The organism is Formosa agariphila KMM 3901 (assembly GCF_000723205.1).
In the GTDB taxonomy this organism is placed as follows: Bacteria; Bacteroidota; Bacteroidia; order Flavobacteriales; family Flavobacteriaceae; genus Formosa; species Formosa agariphila.
Genome location: NZ_HG315671.1, coordinates 1,519,488 through 1,538,578 on the forward strand (window position 1 = coordinate 1,519,488; position 19,091 = coordinate 1,538,578).

20 protein-coding genes are annotated in these 19,091 nt (G+C 31.6%); 11 read left to right on the forward strand and 9 right to left on the reverse strand.

Features of this window, described 5'->3' with window-relative positions; genetic code table 11:
* Positions 1-6: 6 nt before the first annotated feature.
* A complete protein-coding gene (locus tag BN863_RS06435; protein WP_038528728.1) occupies positions 7-1,404 on the reverse strand; it encodes a hypothetical protein in 1,398 nt (465 codons plus the stop codon).
* Between the two features lie 157 nt (positions 1,405-1,561).
* Between BN863_RS06435 and BN863_RS06440 the strand changes: the two genes are divergently transcribed.
* The 4 genes from BN863_RS06440 (at position 1,562) to BN863_RS06455 (ending at position 6,337) form a co-directional block, all read left to right on the forward strand.
* Positions 1,562-2,338: a universal stress protein gene (locus BN863_RS06440; RefSeq protein ID WP_038528731.1), complete on the forward strand. Its 777-nt coding sequence runs from the start codon at positions 1,562-1,564 to the stop codon at positions 2,336-2,338.
* A 356-nt stretch (positions 2,339-2,694) separates the two neighbouring features.
* On the forward strand, positions 2,695-4,191 hold the full coding sequence (locus BN863_RS06445) for an aminotransferase class V-fold PLP-dependent enzyme (protein WP_038528733.1): 1,497 nt from the start codon (positions 2,695-2,697) through the stop codon (positions 4,189-4,191).
* A gap of 172 nt (positions 4,192-4,363) precedes the next feature.
* Positions 4,364-5,341 (forward strand): bile acid:sodium symporter family protein, encoded by a 978-nt coding sequence (locus BN863_RS06450; protein WP_038528736.1) that lies wholly within the window; start codon positions 4,364-4,366, stop codon positions 5,339-5,341.
* Positions 5,342-5,446: 105 nt separating this feature from the next.
* Positions 5,447-6,337 carry a fructose bisphosphate aldolase gene (locus tag BN863_RS06455; protein ID WP_038528738.1) on the forward strand — a complete coding sequence of 297 codons (891 nt, stop codon included), beginning with the start codon at positions 5,447-5,449 and terminating at the stop codon, positions 6,335-6,337.
* An 86-nt stretch (positions 6,338-6,423) separates the two neighbouring features.
* On the opposite strand, the gene BN863_RS06460 is transcribed toward BN863_RS06455, so the two are convergent.
* A complete protein-coding gene (locus BN863_RS06460) occupies positions 6,424-7,236 on the reverse strand; it encodes an EcsC family protein (RefSeq protein ID WP_038528741.1) in 813 nt (270 codons plus the stop codon).
* 171 nt (positions 7,237-7,407) lie between these two features.
* Here BN863_RS06460 and BN863_RS06465 point away from each other — a divergent pair, with 171 nt between their 5' ends.
* The 5 genes from BN863_RS06465 to BN863_RS06485 all read left to right on the forward strand — a co-directional run bounded on the left by BN863_RS06465 (position 7,408) and on the right by BN863_RS06485 (position 11,650).
* Positions 7,408-7,995: a hypothetical protein gene (locus BN863_RS06465; RefSeq protein WP_038528744.1), complete on the forward strand. Its 588-nt coding sequence runs from the start codon at positions 7,408-7,410 to the stop codon at positions 7,993-7,995.
* A 37-nt stretch (positions 7,996-8,032) separates the two neighbouring features.
* Entirely contained in the window at positions 8,033-8,719 is a 687-nt protein-coding gene (locus BN863_RS06470) for a hypothetical protein (RefSeq protein WP_148304575.1), read from the forward strand.
* Positions 8,720-8,844: 125 nt separating this feature from the next.
* Entirely contained in the window at positions 8,845-9,123 is a 279-nt protein-coding gene (locus BN863_RS06475; RefSeq protein ID WP_038528751.1) for a hypothetical protein, read from the forward strand.
* A 127-nt stretch (positions 9,124-9,250) separates the two neighbouring features.
* Complete coding sequence (locus tag BN863_RS06480) at positions 9,251-10,891, forward strand: ABC-F family ATP-binding cassette domain-containing protein (protein ID WP_038528753.1); 1,641 nt, start codon at positions 9,251-9,253, stop codon at positions 10,889-10,891.
* Positions 10,892-11,074: 183 nt separating this feature from the next.
* Positions 11,075-11,650 carry a DJ-1/PfpI family protein gene (locus BN863_RS06485; protein ID WP_038528755.1) on the forward strand — a complete coding sequence of 192 codons (576 nt, stop codon included), beginning with the start codon at positions 11,075-11,077 and terminating at the stop codon, positions 11,648-11,650.
* A gap of 70 nt (positions 11,651-11,720) precedes the next feature.
* On the opposite strand, the gene BN863_RS06490 is transcribed toward BN863_RS06485, so the two are convergent.
* From BN863_RS06490 to BN863_RS06520, 7 genes are all read right to left on the reverse strand, one after another.
* Complete coding sequence (locus BN863_RS06490; RefSeq protein ID WP_038528758.1) at positions 11,721-12,476, reverse strand: M15 family metallopeptidase; 756 nt, start codon at positions 12,474-12,476, stop codon at positions 11,721-11,723.
* A gap of 73 nt (positions 12,477-12,549) precedes the next feature.
* Positions 12,550-12,846 carry a chaperone modulator CbpM gene (locus BN863_RS06495; RefSeq protein WP_038528761.1) on the reverse strand — a complete coding sequence of 99 codons (297 nt, stop codon included), beginning with the start codon at positions 12,844-12,846 and terminating at the stop codon, positions 12,550-12,552.
* 1 nt (position 12,847) lies between these two features.
* The gene (locus BN863_RS06500; RefSeq protein WP_038528765.1) at positions 12,848-13,753 is read right to left on the reverse strand and encodes a DnaJ C-terminal domain-containing protein; all 906 of its coding nucleotides are present in this window, start codon (positions 13,751-13,753) and stop codon (positions 12,848-12,850) included.
* Positions 13,754-13,834: 81 nt separating this feature from the next.
* Positions 13,835-14,869, reverse strand: coding sequence for an alpha/beta hydrolase (locus BN863_RS06505; protein ID WP_038528768.1), 1,035 nt, complete (start codon positions 14,867-14,869; stop codon positions 13,835-13,837).
* 4 nt (positions 14,870-14,873) lie between these two features.
* Complete coding sequence (locus BN863_RS06510; protein ID WP_038528771.1) at positions 14,874-15,659, reverse strand: M90 family metallopeptidase; 786 nt, start codon at positions 15,657-15,659, stop codon at positions 14,874-14,876.
* Positions 15,660-15,851: 192 nt separating this feature from the next.
* Positions 15,852-16,718, reverse strand: coding sequence for a DUF4412 domain-containing protein (locus tag BN863_RS17955; RefSeq protein ID WP_084817482.1), 867 nt, complete (start codon positions 16,716-16,718; stop codon positions 15,852-15,854).
* Positions 16,719-16,776: 58 nt separating this feature from the next.
* Positions 16,777-17,715, reverse strand: a complete 939-nt coding sequence (locus BN863_RS06520; protein WP_038528773.1) for a response regulator transcription factor — start codon at positions 17,713-17,715, stop codon at positions 16,777-16,779.
* 46 nt (positions 17,716-17,761) lie between these two features.
* Between BN863_RS06520 and BN863_RS18455 the strand changes: the two genes are divergently transcribed.
* The gene (locus BN863_RS18455; protein ID WP_158408971.1) at positions 17,762-17,929 is read left to right on the forward strand and encodes a hypothetical protein; all 168 of its coding nucleotides are present in this window, start codon (positions 17,762-17,764) and stop codon (positions 17,927-17,929) included.
* Positions 17,930-18,188: 259 nt separating this feature from the next.
* Positions 18,189-19,040: a DUF2911 domain-containing protein gene (locus BN863_RS06525; protein WP_038528776.1), complete on the forward strand. Its 852-nt coding sequence runs from the start codon at positions 18,189-18,191 to the stop codon at positions 19,038-19,040.
* Positions 19,041-19,091: the final 51 nt, after the last annotated feature.

The window sequence follows — 19,091 nt, forward strand, 5'->3', positions numbered from 1 at the left end:
TCTTGTTTAATGTAAAATATATTGATATTGCAAAATGCACATGTATTTTCTATCTGTTTCTTTATAAGTTGTGTTCGAGAAAATAGGACGATTTTGAACATCTAAACTTATTTTAGAGTAATGATCTTTTAAATACCAGCTTACACCTAAATTTCCAATAACCATATTTTCTTTTAAAGCATCAAAATTACTTGTTTGTATTACGGCATAAGGTTCCAATTGACCCCAGTTGGTTTGGGTTCCCATTTTATTAAAAAGCACACCAAAATGTGCATATACACTTTCACCAGATCCCATAAATGGAAAATAATTTCCACTACCATTTAAATTATCATAACCGTTATCCATGCCATAAGCAGGATTATTTACACCTATATTTCTTAAATAATTTGGCCCAAAATCATAATTAAAATACCCTATGTAAGCACTTGTTGCTGCCACAAATGCTGAGGTTACAGGATGGTCCCAATAGAGGTCTGCCGACCATAAATTCATATCGTGATAGTTTGTTGAGGTATTTTCAATAGAATACAACGCATCATGCTGATATTTTGCTCCTACACCTAGGGACAATATTTTTTTAGCTCCCAAATAAGTTCCTCTAAAATTTGGTCCGCGGTTATTTTCTTTTTCAAGAAAATCGTATTTTATGTAGGTCGCGTATTGTAGGTTATTAAATTCATCTGTAAATTGAGAAGCACCTGGTTTAGGTTCTGCTGGATGTGCTCCTGTATAAGAAAAACTAAACGGATGTATAAATACCATGCGGTAGTTTAGTTTACCAATATCACCTAAAAACACTAAACTTAATTCACGAGTTAAGTCGTCTGTGTAATTTAAATTCGGAAGTGCAATTAACGGCAAATCGGTTTGCATCATTGTCGATGTCGATGTGGCTGTATAACGAGACAATCCATCGTAAGTCGATTTCCCAAACGCTACTGCAAATGGTTTCGATATATTGTAGGTTGCGTATAAATCTAGAATTTTTAAAAATGGAAAAGTCTTACCCTTTGCATTAAAATTATTTTCTCCGAGACCAAAATTTAATTTTACTTTTTTTCCAAAAGTAAATGCCGTACCTAATCTTAAACGTCTTACAGACATTCCTACATCGCTAGTTTTAACTTCACCAGCTTCGTTGGTGCTTCCAGGATTCCACTGTGCGTATTGAATCCAAGGTTGTATGTAGCCACCAACTTTCATCTTAATCTTTGGATTTTTAAATAATGTATATTCAAAGCGTTCCTTGTTTGCTTTAGCTGTTTCAGCATCTTTAGTTTGACTGTAAATAAGCGATGGAAAAAATAAAATTTCAAACAAAAATAATGTAGCCCATTTTACCACATTATTAGGGTATACAGTGTTGTTCGATTTATAAAAATCGAGTTTAAGATTAAACATTATTAAGAGATTCTATAGAAATTAAAAATTAAATTAATTTCTGTTTTTCAGTTTTACTCTGTAAAAGTCCAACTTAAAAGTTGTTGATACAATGATATATGTCATGTTTATTAATTCTGTTTTTCGTAACTTTATTGAGTTGTAAAAAAATTAATACATGAAAAAGTTGTTTAAAATCTTGGTGCCTTTTGACTTTTCTGAAACAGCTAATAATGCACTCAATTATGCGAAGAATTTTGTTGCGAACGATAGTGATACAGAAATTATATTAGTCTATGTAAATGAAGTTGAAGACGAAACTGCAGCAGAAAAATTAGAAGCTGTAAGAGCAGAAGCTCATGAAAGTTGTGCAAGTAATGTAAGCGCTATTGTAAAAAAAGGGTTGCTTCAAACGTCTTTATTAGAAGTAGAGAAGGCCGAACAAGTAGATCTTATTTTTATGGGAACAAGCCTAGTTAATAATAAAAAATTAAATACAAACACATCTTCTTTTGTGCTTGTAGCAGATTGTCCTGTTATTGTAATTCCTAAAGATTATGAAAACTTTAAAATACAAAAAATAGCCTTAGTTATAGGTGAAGATTTAATTCACGATAGTAAACTATTAGAAGTATTATTACAAGTTGCTAGACGATTTAAAGCTAAAGTAGATGTGCTTACAGTTAAGCAAGGCGTGGCAGAATATGGTTATACCATTGTAGACGAAAAGAATGAAAATGCGATAATGTATTATCTAGAAAACTTTTATTCGCATCACCATTTTGTCGATGGTCCAGATATTCCAACAAGTATTTTTAAATATGCTGAAGAAAAAAATATAGACCTAATTAGTATCTTACCACGTAACCATACTAAAGGAAAAACATCATCTGAAGGCGCTTTAACTAAAGCGTTATCTGAAGTTTCTAAAACACCATTATTGGTTATAGATTAAATGTTATAAAATTGGTGCTTAGCATCAATGTATTTATATAAAAGAGAAAGACCGTTAGTTTAGACGGTCTTTCTCTTTATATACTAGAATTTTTTTTAAAAAAAATATTTATAATTTATGAGGATGTTTTTTAAAGATTTAAAGTTTTTCTACACAAAAAAATATGTGATGCTTTAATATGAATGAGAATATTTAGTTATTTATTAAATTTCATTAATTAGTCGTATTTCAGAAATGATTCTCGTCCTCAAAATAGTTTCAGATTGTAACATATAATAGTAAATTAGCATTTTATTGAAAGCATAGCAAATAATTAACTGTGCTGCTTTCTTATAAATCGTAAACGAGAACAATCAATGAGTAAGATAACAGATGTAGATGCCAATATAAAATTAGAGACTTATTTTCAAAGTTTTAAAGAAGGTGTCATTGGAGATAATTACACTTTTAAAAGCAGAGTCGGGAATCAGCAATTATTATATGCAGATTGGATTGCAAGTGGTCGCTTATATGCCCCAATTGAAACGATCATGCAAGAACAGATTGGACCAATGGTTGCCAATACGCATTCGTTTTCTAGTGAAACAGGAAAAGCTTCAACCTACGCATATAAACATGCTCGTGCTATTATAAAAGAACATGTAAATGCCAACGAAGACGATGTGTTAGTCACTGCAAATACAGGAATGACAGGTGTTTTATCTCACTTACAACGTGTAATGGGATTGCGTTTTCCAGATGCAAAACAGAAAAAAGCACAATTATCTGAAAATGATCGTCCGGTGGTTTTTATCTCTCATATGGAGCACCATTCTAATCATGTGCCTTGGCATGAAACCATTGCTGATGTTGTTATTTTAAAATGTAACGATCAAAAATTAATTTGTCCAGAAACATTAGAAAAAGCATTACTTCAGTATAAAGATAGAACAACCAAGATAGGGTCATTTACAGCTTGTTCTAACGTTACAGGTATTATTACACCATTTTACGATTTAGCTAAAATCATGCATAAACATGGTGGATATTGTTTTGTCGATTTTGCAGCTTCTGCTCCTTATGTCGATGTCGATATGCACCCCGTAGATGTAGAGGCGCGTTTAGATGCTATTTTCTTTTCTCCGCATAAATTTTTAGGAGGCCCTGGAACTTGTGGTGTTTTAGTTTTTAATAAAGTATTATATACGGCTAACTGTCCAGATGTTCCTGGTGGTGGAAATGTTCAATGGACTAACCCTTGGGGAGAATATGCTTATTTTAAAGATATTGAAGTGCGTGAAGATGGTGGAACTCCAGGGTTTTTACAAGTTATGCGTACAGCTTTAGCGATGCGTTTAAAAGATAAAATGGATACCGAAAAAATAGCTGCTCGAGAAGAAGAATTATTAGCGTATTGCTTCGAGAGATTGAATAAAATTCCAAATTTATTTATTTTAGGATCTACAGAAGTAAAACGTATTGGTTGTGTGTCCTTCGGAATTAAGAATGTACATTACAATTTAATTGTTAGATTGTTAAACGACCGTTTCGGAATTCAAGTACGTGGTGGTTGGTCTTGTGCTAGTACGTATGGACATTATTTATTCGATTATGATGAGAATAAATCTTTAGAAATGGTTGAAGATTTAAACTCTAAAAATTTAACAAATAAACCGGGTTGGGTTCGTTTATCATTGCATCCTATTACGTCTAATAAAGAGTTAGAATTTATTTGTGATGCCATAGAACAAGTCGCAGAAAACCATGAAGCTTGGAGTAAAGATTATATTTATAATAAAATGAATAATGAATTTGAAGATTCTAGTAAAGATGTAGAAATTATTCAAAAAGTTCAAGATTGGTTTAAAATATAATCAGAACATATAACTTCAATTTAAAATTGAAGAACATAATACTAAAACTTCATCTCTATCATCTAGATGAAGTTTTTTTATTTAGAATAAAATGGAAACCTTAAAATAAAAGTTGATTAGAGCGAATTAAAAAACTTTAGTTGATATAAATTTGTATTCAAAATTATAATGTATGAAATTTAAAATAGATCGCTTTATTCTTGCGATTATAGCAACTATAATATTTGCGTATTTTTTCCCACAATGGGGAATAGAAGGGAGCCCTTTTCCTATTTCAACAGTAAGTTCTATAGGATTCTTTTTAATTTTTTTCTTCTACGGATTAAAACTGAGTCCGAAACAAATTAAGTCTGGATTATACAATTGGAAACTACACGTTCTGGTGCAGTTGTCTACATTTTTATTGTTTCCGCTATTAATTTTAATGTTTTATCCTTTTGTCCAAACAGAGGAACAACATAGTTTTTGGTTAGCACTCTTGTTTATGGCTGCTTTACCGTCTACAGTTTCGTCGTCTGTTGTTATGGTATCTGTAGCTCGAGGAAATGTACCTGCGGCTATTTTTAATGCAAGTATATCTGGAATTATTGGTATTTTAATTACGCCACTTTGGGTTGGTTTATTTATAGAAAAAGCAGGAGCAGATTTCGATTATGGTTCTATATACATGAATTTGATTCTCGGAATTATTTTACCTGTAATTTTAGGACTTATGCTACAGAAGTACGGTCATGAACTAGCCATGAAATACAGTAAACAACTAACGCTTTTCGATAAATCTGTAATTCTGCTTATCATTTATAAAAGCTTCTCTGACTCCTTTTATAATAATATTTTTATTGATATTAATTGGTTTGATTTGGCACTGCTTTTTGGTATTGTAATTCTTATCTTTTTTATTGTTTTCTATATCATCGGACTTATTGCAACCAAATTAAAATTTAGTGTAGAAGATAAAATTACAGCACAATTTTGTGGAACTAAAAAGTCGTTAGTTCATGGAACAATATTTTATAAAATCTTATTCAAAAATGTCGCAGCATCGAGCGTAATTTTATTGCCTTTAATGGTTTTTCATGCTTCACAAATATTTATTATCAGCATTATAGCTTCAAAATTAGCAAGACGTGAAGAACATATAATTCAATAAAATTTAACTGATTTTAAGACCTGTTTTGTTGTTGAACAATTTAACTTTTTGCATCTTTATAAATAACAAAAAGTCTGTTTTTATTAATGTTTAAATAAGAAGATCATGTATACATTTCAGCAACAATTACAACACATACAAGACGGAAAAGGTTTTATAGCAGCCTTAGATCAAAGCGGAGGAAGTACACCTAAGGCACTTTTGGGATATGGTATAGACGAGAGTCAATATAAAGACGAAACCGAAATGTTTCAATTAATTCATGAGATGCGTACCAGAGTCATTTCAAATAAAAATTTCACCGAAGATAAAATTCTAGGAGTGATTCTTTTTGAGAATACTATGAAAGGTACAATCGATACAAAACCGGTTCCAACGTATTTGTTAGAAAAAAACATTGTACCTTTTTTAAAGGTCGATAAAGGCTTAGAAGATTTAAACCATGGTGTTAAATTGATGAAGCCAATACCAAATCTTGAAGCTAGATTATTAGAAGCTAAAAAACTTGGTGTTTTTGGTACTAAAATGCGTTCTGTTATTTATGAAAATAATCCGAAAGGCATTGCTGAAATTGTTAAACAACAGTTTGCTGTAGGATTAGAGATTCTTGCTTGTGGTTTAATTCCAATTTTAGAGCCAGAAGTAGATATTCACGCTAAGGAAAAATCTGAAATTGAAGCGGTATTAAAGAAAAATATCCGATTAGAATTGGATAAATTAAAAGGGAATCAATCTATAATTTTAAAACTTACATTACCATCGGTACCAGATTTTTATAAAGATTTGGTAAATCATTCAAAAGTAATTCGAGTATTTGCGCTTTCTGGAGGTTACGATATTGAAACTGCAAATAGCTTATTGGCTAAAAATAAAGGTGTGGTAGCAAGTTTTTCTAGAGCTCTTTTAAATAATTTAAAAGAACAACAAAGCGATGATGAATTTTCTTCAACACTAGAAGACGCTATAGACAGCATATACAATGCTTCTATAACATAGAGAAGAAAAGTAATTTATTAATATAATAGACTCCAAAATAGGCATTGAGATTAAAGAGCTTATTTTGGAGTCTGTAATGTGTATCACTAATCTGCGTTTTCTAGATTGAGTTCTAAAATTGCGTTATACCATGTTTTAATTTCTTCAGGGCTATAAATACGTTCCAATCTTCTCACTATAAAATGGCCTTGTGCCATATTTTGAAAGTGATCCATAAATAAAGTATTAATAATTCCTCCTCCCACAGCTCCAATTGCGGGGATAGCTTGTGCAGCAGCTTTTTCTGTAACTAAAACATTAAATCGAGCAGCAACATTCACTATAAATCGAACTAGGGCAGGAGCACTTTCTTCAGATATTTTTTTGGTAGCTACAAATCTAGAGGCTTCAGTAATAGAATTTGCTAGTGCAGCCCGAACTACAAAATAACCACTTTCTGCATCGTCATCTGCCGTGCTTTCACCTCCTAAAGCAAAGACTTCCATACATGCTAATTTGGTTTCGTTATCACTTAACAGTTCACCTTCAGAACGCGCAATATCTGCAATAGAGCGTAACATAATAGTGGTCGATAATGGTAATTCGACAGCCAAACCTGGCAAACCAAAAAAACCACCAACACCTCCAGAAACCGCGGCTCCTAATTTATGCCACGCATTAGAGGGTCGGTCAACTTTTATGTCTTCTAAAGACCAAATGGCGGCTTCCGTAGCTTTAATAAGAGATTTTTGTGTTATTTTTCCAATACTAGATTGCCAATTGTCTGGCAGAAAGTCGATTGCCTTTTCAATAGGCATACCTATAACGTTCGTTATTTTGGCAGCTATGCTAGGATTTTCAAGTAGGCTAACAGCTTTAGTTAACTCTTGAATATGTAAATCGCTTAAGGATGTTTCCATAAGTAAGTTTGTTTTGATTAAAATTACAAAAACTAAACCAGAGAACTTTTAAAGTTTTCTTAATATGTTCAAAATGATAATTCTTTTATTTGATTAAAAAATACCTTAAAGTGGGTATTTTTTTGCAGTATCTGTTTATCTACCTTTGATTTAAACCTAACCTTCTAGATAATGAAACATACAATTTTCTTTTTATTAGTCTGTCTACCATTTTTAAGCTTTTCTCAGGTAAATGAAGACATAAACCCTTTTCGCATTGGAATTAAGGGTGGAGTTCCTGTTGGTATTGGTGCCGAAATAGAATATGTTACGCCTTTGTTAGGCAACCGTATTGCGCCATTTGCTAGTTATGGAATGGTTCCTTTTGGTGATTTAGATTTTAAATATTTTGAGATAGGTTCAAACATCTATTTTGGAAGTCGTGGTAAAGGTGGATATGTTTCTGCATCTTACGGTAATTTAGACGGAGAAGTAAGTAACATCAGCAGTAGTAATGTCGATGGCAATGAATTTACAAACGGTGTTGCAAAAGAAGAACTTGCATCCTTTAATTTGAAATTAGGATGGAAGTATGGTAAATCACTTTACTTTAGGTGGGAACTCGGTTATGCTTTTGGAAAATTACCCGATGAAATAACTGCAACAGGCGATGTTAATGGGCAAAGAGAAACTTTTCAAGTAAGTACAGAAGATGTATTAGAATATGTATCTGGTAAGGGGTATCCTATTCTAAACATAGGTATCGGCTATGCTTTTTAAATTTCACTCTACGAATACATAACTAAACCAACCAAATATGAAAAAAAGATTACTAATTACGTTATTGTTTTTTGTTTCCATTACAATGTTCTCCAATCCGGTGATAACTAAAGATATTCCAGGTAGCAAAAAAATTAAATTGAGTTGTACAGAAACAGATGCCGATATTTATATTAATGGTAAACTGTTAGGTAAAGGCGCCATAGATATAAAAGTTCCAGACAAAGGGTGTACTTTGGTAGAAGTTAAAAAGACAGGATATTTAACCGAAAAGATAGAGTTCTGTAATAAAAAAGAGATGCCAAAACCTCCAAGTAAATATCAATTTATTTTACTGAAAGATGAAGCTTACGGTGTTACTATACATTCAGATTTGGCTAACTCAGATGTCGCTATTAAAGCGACTAAGGGCAAAGACGATTCTTGGAAATTAATCAACCAAATTGTATTATCTCATTTCGATGTCATAGAAATGAGTGATAAAGAAACAGGTTATGTACGAACGGCTTGGGTTATCGAAACTTTTGATAAAAGTGCTATTAGAACTCGATTTATTGTAAAAGAATCGTCTAGTAACCCTTTAATTTATAAAGTGAAACTAGTTACAGAGCATACCGATCAACACGATGCTGGAGTAGTAGACGATAGACATTTTAAGGAATGGAACAGAATTTTAAAAAAGTATGAATCGTTAGTTAACGAAATTCAAGCTCGAGTAAAATAAATGATATCGTATATTAGTAGCATTCATTAAATAAACAACTTAAGTTCTGAAGAAGGCTGCTAAGGAATTTAAATTTCAGGTTAAATGATTAATAGCGTAAAATTAATCAACCTAAACCAAAACATATGAATACATTAAGAAAAATAGCATCAATTTTATTGTTGGTTGTTGTTTGTACATCTTGTGATGTTGAAGAATTAGTCGAAAAGATTACTGGCGAAACCTGTGAAGTTTTAATAATCAAGTTGTACGACGAATATGATGAATACATTAATGAAGTTATTAATAATGATAATTTATCTCAAGAAGAAAAAGATAAATTGATTGCAGAATATGAAGATTTACGTGACGAAAAAGTTCAAGAAGTACAAGACACTTGCGAAGATGAATTAGATATTTTTTAAATAAGGTTACTTTATCAGACTAAACACTTCCAAATTTTTAATAGAATTAGGAGGTTTTTTTTGTTTAATTCATTTGTTAGCATGTAGCTTTAAAACTTATCTTTGCCGACTTAAAACATACATTTAAATGATTTCAATAGATGCGATTGCAGTAGAATTTGGAGGAACAGCCCTGTTTAGCGATGTTTCTTTTTCCATTAATGAAAATGATAAAATTGCCCTAATGGGAAAAAATGGTGCTGGTAAATCCACATTATTAAAAATTATTGCTGGAGCAAGTAAACCTAGTAGAGGGAAAGTGTCTTCTCCAAAAAACTATGTTATTTCATATTTACCACAACATTTACTTACCGAAGATGATTGTACGGTTATGGAAGAAGCTTCAAAAGCATTTGCTTCTATTTTTAAAATGAAATCAGAAATTGAAGCCATAAACGAAGAGCTTACCGTACGTACCGATTACGAGAGTGATGCGTATATGAAATTAATTGAAAAAGTTTCGGAGTTAAGTGAGAAATTTTATTCTATTGAAGAAATTAATTACGAAGCAGAAGTCGAAAAAATATTAATGGGACTTGGTTTTGTACGTTCAGATTTTAGTAGACCTACATCAGAATTTAGTGGAGGATGGCGTATGCGTATCGAACTGGCAAAAATTTTATTACAAAAACCAGATTTAATTCTTCTCGATGAGCCTACAAACCATATGGATATTGAAAGTATTCAATGGTTAGAAGAATTTTTAATTAGTCAGGCAAAAGCCGTTGTGGTTATTTCTCACGATAGAGCTTTTGTAGATAATATTACTACGCGTACTATAGAAGTTACTATGGGACGTATTTACGATTATAAAGCTAAATATTCGCACTATTTAGAATTGCGTAAAGACCGTCGTGCACATCAGCAAAAGGCTTACGATGAGCAACAAAAAATGATAGCAGACAATCAAGAGTTTATCGATCGTTTTAAAGGGACGTATTCTAAAACGTTACAAGTGCAATCGCGCGTCAAAATGCTTGAAAAATTAGTGCCTATTGAAGTAGACGAGGTAGATACTGCAGCATTAAAATTAAAATTTCCACCATCGCCAAGATCTGGGCAATACCCTGTAATCGTGAACGAATTATCTAAGTCTTACGGAGATCATGTGGTATTTAATAACGCGAATTTAGTTATAGAACGCGGACAAAAAGTAGCATTTGTAGGGAAGAATGGTGAAGGAAAATCGACTATGGTAAAAGCCATAATGAACGAGATCGATTTTGAAGGAAGCATGGAATTAGGACACAATGCACAAATTGGATATTTTGCTCAAAATCAAGCGTCGTTGTTAGATGGCGATTTAACTATTTTTGAAACTATAGACCGCATTGCAGTTGGAGATATTAGAAATAGAATTAAAGATTTATTAGGTGCGTTTATGTTTGGTGGAGATATTTCAACTAAGAAAGTAAAAGTGCTTTCTGGAGGAGAAAAGACGCGTTTAGCCATGATTAAATTACTGTTAGAACCTGTGAATGTTTTAATTCTGGATGAGCCTACAAACCATTTAGATATGAAAACTAAAGACATTATTAAAGATGCTTTAAAAGATTTTGATGGTACGTTAATATTGGTGTCGCACGATAGAGATTTCTTAGATGGTTTAGCAACTAAAGTATTTGAATTTGGTGAGAAACGTGTAAAAGAACATTTCGAAGATATTAGTGGTTTCCTTAAAATGAAAAAAATGGAAAGTATGCGAGATCTAGAAAATGCTAAATCTTAATATCTTTTTTTATTAATAAGTAAAACGCCAAACATATAATTGTTTGGCGTTTTTGTTTAAATGATTATAGAAATTAAGATTATCAATTTTTTAACTTAAAGCAGTTTAAAACGATTAAAAATCATTGTAACTTTAAAAGAAATGAAAATCAAGATTATTAATCACTCTTAATTTTAGAAACCTATGAAAAAAATATTGTTGCTTACCGGTGATTTTACAGAAGATTATGAAACTATGGTGCCGTTTCAAATGTTACAAATGGTAGGGTACGAAGTGCATGCCGTGTGTCCCGATAAAAAGAAAGGAGAAACTATTAAGACTGCTATTCATGATTTTGAAGGGGACCAATCTTATACCGAAAAACCAGGACATAATTTTGTGTTGAATTATTCCTTCAGTAAAGTACATATTAAAGATTATGATGGTTTAGTAATTGCTGGAGGAAGAGCTCCAGAATATTTACGATTGAACAAAAAAGTGATTGAAATGGTTAAGCACTTTTTTACCGAAGACAAGCCCGTTGCAGCCGTATGCCACGGAATTCAAATTTTAACGGCAGCAGACGTTGTTAGAGGACGAAAATTAACAGCATATCCTGCTGTTGCTCCAGAAGTTACAATGGCTGGTGGAGAATTCCAAGATATTCCAGCCGATAAAGCTTTTGTTGATGGTAATTTAGTAACATCACCTGCTTGGCCAGGACACCCAGAATGGATTGCCGCTTTTTTAAAAGTTATGGGAGCAACCATTACATTGTAAATAAATTTACATCATAAAAAAGCTGAAATACATTAGTGTTTCAGCTTTTTTACGTTTAATAACAGTTATATTAATTTAAGAAACGAAGTGATTCGGGAGATATTCCATTAACATAATTACAAATCATATCTAAACTTGAAGCAAACTCAAAACCTTCAAAGCCAATAATATCTGTATTAGTAATAGTCTCATTGTAAAATGTTAAATATTGACTAGCTAAAGGCAGATAAGACCAATGCCATTTTTCTTCGTTATATCCTGTACGGCCACCGTCTTTAGATGTGTACACTTGATAAAACCCAAAAGTATTCGCATGTTTTTGTAACCAGTTATACGCTTTTAAGCCTTGTCCGCTTTCAAAATAAGAATTTGTTAAATGATTTAAATCGAAGTCTGTTCCCCAATGATGTCTGGATGTACTTGGCATAGAACTGTATTTTAATATCTTTTTGGCTCGTTCTATTGGGGTAAGATTTTCATATTTTTTCCATTTACGATCCCAAATTGATTTTTGATATGTGAAATTTCGAGTTCCTGAAATCAGTTTAAATTGAATGCCTTGTGCTTCAGCAGCTGTTCTCATTTTTAAAAATGCTTCATAAACTTCTTTTTGCAAGTAAATACTTTTATTGGAGTATTTTGAATCTACTTTAACAAAACAAGAGTCAGTTTTAAAATCGAATTTACCAAGAACAAAATCTTTAGTAATTACTTTACACGGATAGTGTGATTCCTTAGTTGTATTTGCTACAGACTCAAAACGATTAGATTTAATAGATAGTAAAACGGTACAAAACAATGAAATGATTAAAATTGAAACTTTCATAAAGGGGTATAAAAACTTGAAATTAGATACAATGATAACTACATTTACTAGAGATTATTTCCCTAAACTATAATTATTGATTCTCGTAAAATAGTAACTTGTTTTTTGTAACCGATAACTCTTGTTGTAACGTATTCACCTTTTTTAATAAATTAAAAACAACATCTATACCTTCTAAGTTTACATTCAGTTCGTTATGTAAACGAATCATTTTTTCTAAATCGGCTAAGGTGTCTTGATGTAAAAATTTATCATTTTCAATAGTGATAATATCTACCAAGCCTATGCCTTGTAAATCTTCAAGAAATACGGGTTCAATTTTATATTGTACACAAATGGTTCTGACTAATATATAATGATTTTCTGCCATCTTATCTTAGTTTTTTTAATTCTAAAAACAACGCTTTTTCTTTCTCTGTAAGGTTTTTTGGTGTTTTAATATGGTACGTAATTATAAAATCGCCATACTCACCATCTTTTTTATATACGGGAAATCCTTTGCCTTTAAGTTTTACTTTGGTTTCGTTCTCAGTTTCTGGAGCCACCTTTAATTTTACTTTTCCTGAAAACGTATCTACCATTATATCTCCACCTAATAGGGCAGTGTATAAATCTAAATCAACATCGGCATGAAGGTTATTACTGTATCTTTTAAATTTTGTATTGTTTACAATATTAAATTTGATGTATAAATCTCCATTTGGACCACCGTTTACACCAGGAGCACCTTTTCCTGGAATTTTTATAACCTGTTCATTTTCTATTCCTGCAGGAATAGTTAACCTTATTTTTTTTCCGTTTACGGTAAGGATTTGAGATTCGGTTGTATAAACATCAGTTAGATTTAACTGAAGTTCTGCATTAAAATCCTGTCCCTTAAATTGCGTATGAGTTCTGCTCTGTCTAGATCCAGAAGTACGTTGACCACCAAACATAGATTCGAAGAAATCTGAGTAATCTTCTTCAAAATGTCCTCCTTGACCTGAAAAATCTTGATAGTTTTGCTGTTGTCTTGAACCTTGTGCTTTTTGAGCACGTTCTATATCATCGGCATGTTTCCATTGTTCTCCATGTTTATCGTATTTTTTACGATTTTCTGGATTAGAAAGGACTTCATTAGCTTCATTTATATTCTTAAACTTTTTTTCAGCTTCTGTATCATTCGGGTTTAAATCGGGATGATATTTTCTAGCTAACTTACGGTAAGCCTTCTTAATGTCGGCTTCTGTGGCATTTTTGTCAATTCCTAAAATTTTATAATAATCAATAAAATCCATAACTTAAATGTGTTCTTAAGGGTGAATAGGTGAGTGTTTGACTTCTATAAATATCGGAAAATAATAAGTGATTTCAAAAGATTAATCTTGTTCAAATTTTAAATGTTCAGAAAAAAACGGCAACGTTTTAGTTGTAATACGATCTGCAATTTTATTGGTGTGGTCACCTTTATAGCTCTCATAAGTGTGCTCTACCTGATGATTAGACAGTAGCGTGTGAAGTTTATTTGAGGCTTCAAAAATTGCTGTGTCGTCTGTTCCTGCATCAATGGCAATGGCTTTGTATGTTTTTAAATTATCTATATACTGATCTACGGTATACAAAATTTGATTGTTTTTAAATTTTTCTAGTATCTCAGGTCTGGGTTTACCATCTTTATAGGCTAAGTCTATGTACAATGGGAATTTCTTAGGGTTGGAAGCCCAAGCTGCAGAAAAAGCCATATTTATACTTTCTACAAAAGAAACATCTGCAACACCTGATTTAGAATTTACAGCCTCCATGTTTTTTATGTTTTCTGCACTCGGAATAAAACTTTCTTCCATACAACACGGACTTAAAGCATACATTGCCGAATAAACTTCAGGGTATTTCATACCCAAACGCAGGGTTCCGTAACCACCCATAGAATGACCTGCCAAACCGCGACTTTCTGCATTGGGTAATGTTCTGTATTTTAAATCAATAAAATTTACTAGTTCTTTAGTAATAAAGGTTTCCCAATCGCCCATAGTTTCAGACTTACCATAAAAGCTTCCCTTAAAAGTAGTGTATGCATTTGGCATAACGACAATCATCTCTTTTACTGTACCATTAGTCATGTTCTTATTTAGTAACTCGTATAAATTAATCCAATGATGTTCCCAACCAAACCATTTACTGTCACTATCTGTAAATCCATGTAGGAAATATAACACCGGATATTTTTTATCTAAATTAGTCTGATAAGAAGGTGGTAGGTAAACCGTAATATCTCTGTTAGAAGGATTGTTTATTAAATTGTTTTTTAAAGCTTCGCTTGGTACTTTTAAGCGTACTCTAAAACCTTGTGCGTGAGATATAGCAGCACTAAATACGATTAGTGTTAAGGTTAATAAAAATGATTTCAGTTTCATTGGGTTATGTTCTTAGGGTGTTTGGAGTCAGTTGAAAACTTTTCTGAAGCATATTAAATAATTCAGGATGTTTTCTTTTCATCAGTTTTGGGTTTTCAAAAAAATATTCTGAAGCTACAGCAAAAAATTCAGCTTGATTAGTTCCTCCGTAACTTCTAATATCCGATTTATTATTATGAATAGCTTCTATTTCTTTATGAATTAATTTTAACCATGGAATGGTGTATGCGTGTTTCATAATGTATTCGGGAACACCATCTGTTTCTCCATCCATTTTATCTATAAGATGAACAAATTCGTGAATTGCGGTATTACTTTTATCATGAGCATTCGAAAATCCGTGATATAATGCTTTTTTAGAAAGTATCATTTGTTTTTCTAAACGCCCAGTGCCAACCATTCCGGCAATAATCCGATTCTCTTTTTTAGAGCCAAATTCATAATCTGAATTAAAATTATCCGGATATAAAAGAACGCCACTTAAATTTGTATAATGCCACTCTGGGAATCCAAATACAGGAATTACCGCACTTGCCGCAATTAATACGGAATCTAATTCTTGTAATTCTAATTGAATGCCTTCTATGTTTACTTCACTTAAAAACAACATCATACGTTTTTGAAATTGGTTTTGCTGTTTTGATGATAAATTGGTGTAAAAATCGACATGCTTAAGTAATAAATCATGCCAATGTTTAGGACATTTATCAGCTTTTTTTGTCTTTAATTTACGTAATGCAAAGATTGCGAACCCAATTAGAATAACGAAGGCTATACCTACAAAAATCATATGTTTAGTTTAGATAATAATTTACAAGTTAAGTTAAAAAAAAGTGAGATGTATTACAATTTATGTTAACATGAAAATGAGTTTCTGAATCGAAATTCAAAAACTCATTATTTTACGGCTTATCTAATATGGGCTGGCTATTTTAAAAAAGCTATACTTGGCATTTCTTTCGCTTTAAACATTAATCTTGAATTATTGCCCAAAAGCCGTAAATTCATAATCATTTTTTCTAATTTCTAGATGTTGTTCTACGAGTTCTAAACATCGCATTGTTGTAGATTCGTTGTTCGATTTATTTGTATAATTAATTTCCATGACCATACTGTTTTCTACTTTATTTAACCATTTTGGATTAAATCCTTTAGGTGCATTTTTAGTATTTATACCAAATATGCTAACAAAACTTACAGGAGCGTTCATGTCGTTATACATAGTCATTACAGCGTCTTTATTTTCCATTCTAAATCCTTTACATGTTTTCCCGTTAATAACTTTGTCTTCTATTTCTGTAAAGGTATAATCGTTTTCTAGAGACTCGTCGGTGTTTAGATTATCTAAAGTATTGTTGGTTTTCATGACCATTCCAGTTTTAGTTTTTTTATTGGTCATGAATATGGCATTCAAGTTGTTTTCTACATCCATTACCATAAACATATCTTGATTCTTTTTTATCTCTTCAAGTTGTGGTTGCATTCCAAAATACTTTTCATCGGGTTTTAAATAGTAAATGATTTCCATCGGGTCGGAGCTACTCCCTTCAATAAGTAACCTATATTTCCATTCAAAAGTATATGAATCGGGTAATAGTGCTGGGTCACCTACAGATATACTACCAAACGAGATATCACCAATATTTCCATCGTAAGATGCGCCGTCTAATCCTAAAATATTGTCTAAAGTTTTATCTAGACTTTGGCCTGCTTTTTCTGATGTTTTATTTATTACCACATCTTCGGTAACTTGTTCTAATTTGTTTTTTAATTTCCTTAAAAACTGGCTATGCATAGATGTGGTACACATTAACAATGCTAATACAAATAATAAATTTTTTGTTTTCATAATATTTTTTTTAAGATTATTGACATTTTTTTATTGAATGACACTACAATACATCATACTATTTTATAGACATTAACTCTAGTTCACGATATTCTGTGGGTGTTATTTTATATTCTTTTTTAAAGCATTTTATAAAATATGATGGTGTATTAAATCCTGCTTCATAGGCAACTTCATTCACTAAAAGGTTTTGCTTATTTTTAAGTATTTTCTTAGCTTTATATAAGCGTTGTTTTCTAATAAATGCAGACGTGCTTAAATTAGTACATTGGTATATTTTACGATGCAATTGCATACGACTCATACCTATTTCTTTACTAAATGTTTTAACGTTAAAATCAGGATTGTCTAGGTGTTTGTTTAAAGTGTTTTTAACGTTCTCTAAAAAGATGCTATTTGAGTCTTGTATTGGAACTTCGCTATTTGCTAAGGCTATGTTAGGAGTCACAATTTTATTAGAATTGATTAAATTTATTATACGTCTTTTTAATACATCTACACTAAAAGGTTTGTAGACAAAATCGTTTGCTCCACATTTTAAACCTTCAAGCTCAATATCATCATCAATACTAGCAGTTAAAACAAGTATAGGAATGTGGGCTGTATTCTCATCTGCTTTTAAAACGCTACAAAGTTTTAAACCATCAATTACCGGCATTCTTAAATCACTTACTATAACATCGGGTAAAATAGATTTAGCTTTTTTTATACCTTCTTTACCATCTGTAGCGGTATATATATCGTAATGTTCTTCTAAGGATTTAGTAATAAATTTTAGCATTTTATCATGGTCTTCAACAATTAAAACCTTTGCTTTAAATTTGGCGTCTTGTGTAATGCTTAAAGTGTAATCTTCTGGAATTGCTTGATTAATAATTGGAAAACTGTCGTTTAATGCGGTGTGTTTAAACGACTTTAAATAGTGGTCTTGTTGATTTACTTCGTTTGCAATTTCAATTAAAAATGAATTCGATTTTACCTGGTGTTTTAATATCAACGTTATTACAATAGAACAGATAATTAGAACAATAAAGAATATGAATATGACAAAATCAGTTTCTAGAAGTATAGACGGAACGGTTATATTTATAAAAGTTAATGCCCAAAATAATGGAGGTTTAGAACTAAACAAAAAGGTGTTTTCTTGTAGTAAGAATACAAAAGGCGTTAGTATACTTAAAAAAAGTAGTGGGAATAAAAAGATATTTTGAGTGAAAATTTTCACGTAACTATAAGTTTAGATTAATAAATTAACCTATTAATTACGTTTCTGAGGGAGGTGTGTTAGAATAACAATTTATTCGTAAACACTTGAAATATAGTAAAATATAATTAATTAAACAGTTTTGTAAGCCTTTTTTTTTGAGATTTATTTTGAAAGTATATTGTTTTATTATGTAATTTAAGTTTTTGTTAACTATTACAAGGTATGGACCTTTGTAATTTTACTTCAAACTAAAAATAAACAAGATGAAGAAATACCTAATGTTAGGTCTTATGGCTTTAGCTATGACCTTTAGCGTTCAAGCGCAATTAAAGACACCGCAACCAAGTCCGTTAAGTAAAATAGAACAAGTTGTAGGATTAACAGATGTAAGCATAGAATATTCAAGACCAAATATGCGAGGGCGCGAAGTTTTTGGAAACCTTGTGCCATATGGAAAAACATGGAGAACAGGAGCAAATGCCAATACTAAAGTTACTTTTTCTGATGATGTTGTTATTGATGGAAAAACATTGAAGTCTGGAACATATGCTATTTATACTGTTCCGAATAAATCTTCTTGGGATGTGATGTTCTACACAGATTCGAATAATAGTGGTTTACCTAAAACTTGGGACGATAGTAAAGTTGCTTTAAAAGCTAAAGCTCAAGTTTATCCAATGCCAGTAGATATTGAAACATTTACCATAACATTAGATGATTTAACAAGCGATTCTGCTGTTATAGGTATGCTATGGGGGAAAGTATATGCAGGTGTGAAGTTTGTAGTGCCTACAGATAAAACTGTAATGAAAAATATCGATGCAACGATGAAAGGAAACCCAACAGCTAACGATTATTATGCGTCTGCGGTGTACTACTATGAGTCTGGAAAAGATATTAAGCAAGCGCAAACTTGGATTGATAAGTCTATTGAAATGACAGAAACTCCAGCATTTTGGCAGTTACGTAAACAAGCCTTAATTCACGCTAAAACGGGTGATAAAGCAGGCGCTATAGAAACAGCTAAAAAATCTTTAGCAGGTGCAGAGGCTGCTGGAAATGCAGATTATATTAAAATGAATACCGATTCTTTAAAAGAATGGGGAGCACTATAAATTAATACAAGTGTTTTTTAAAAAAGCCGCTATCAATATAATATCTATTGA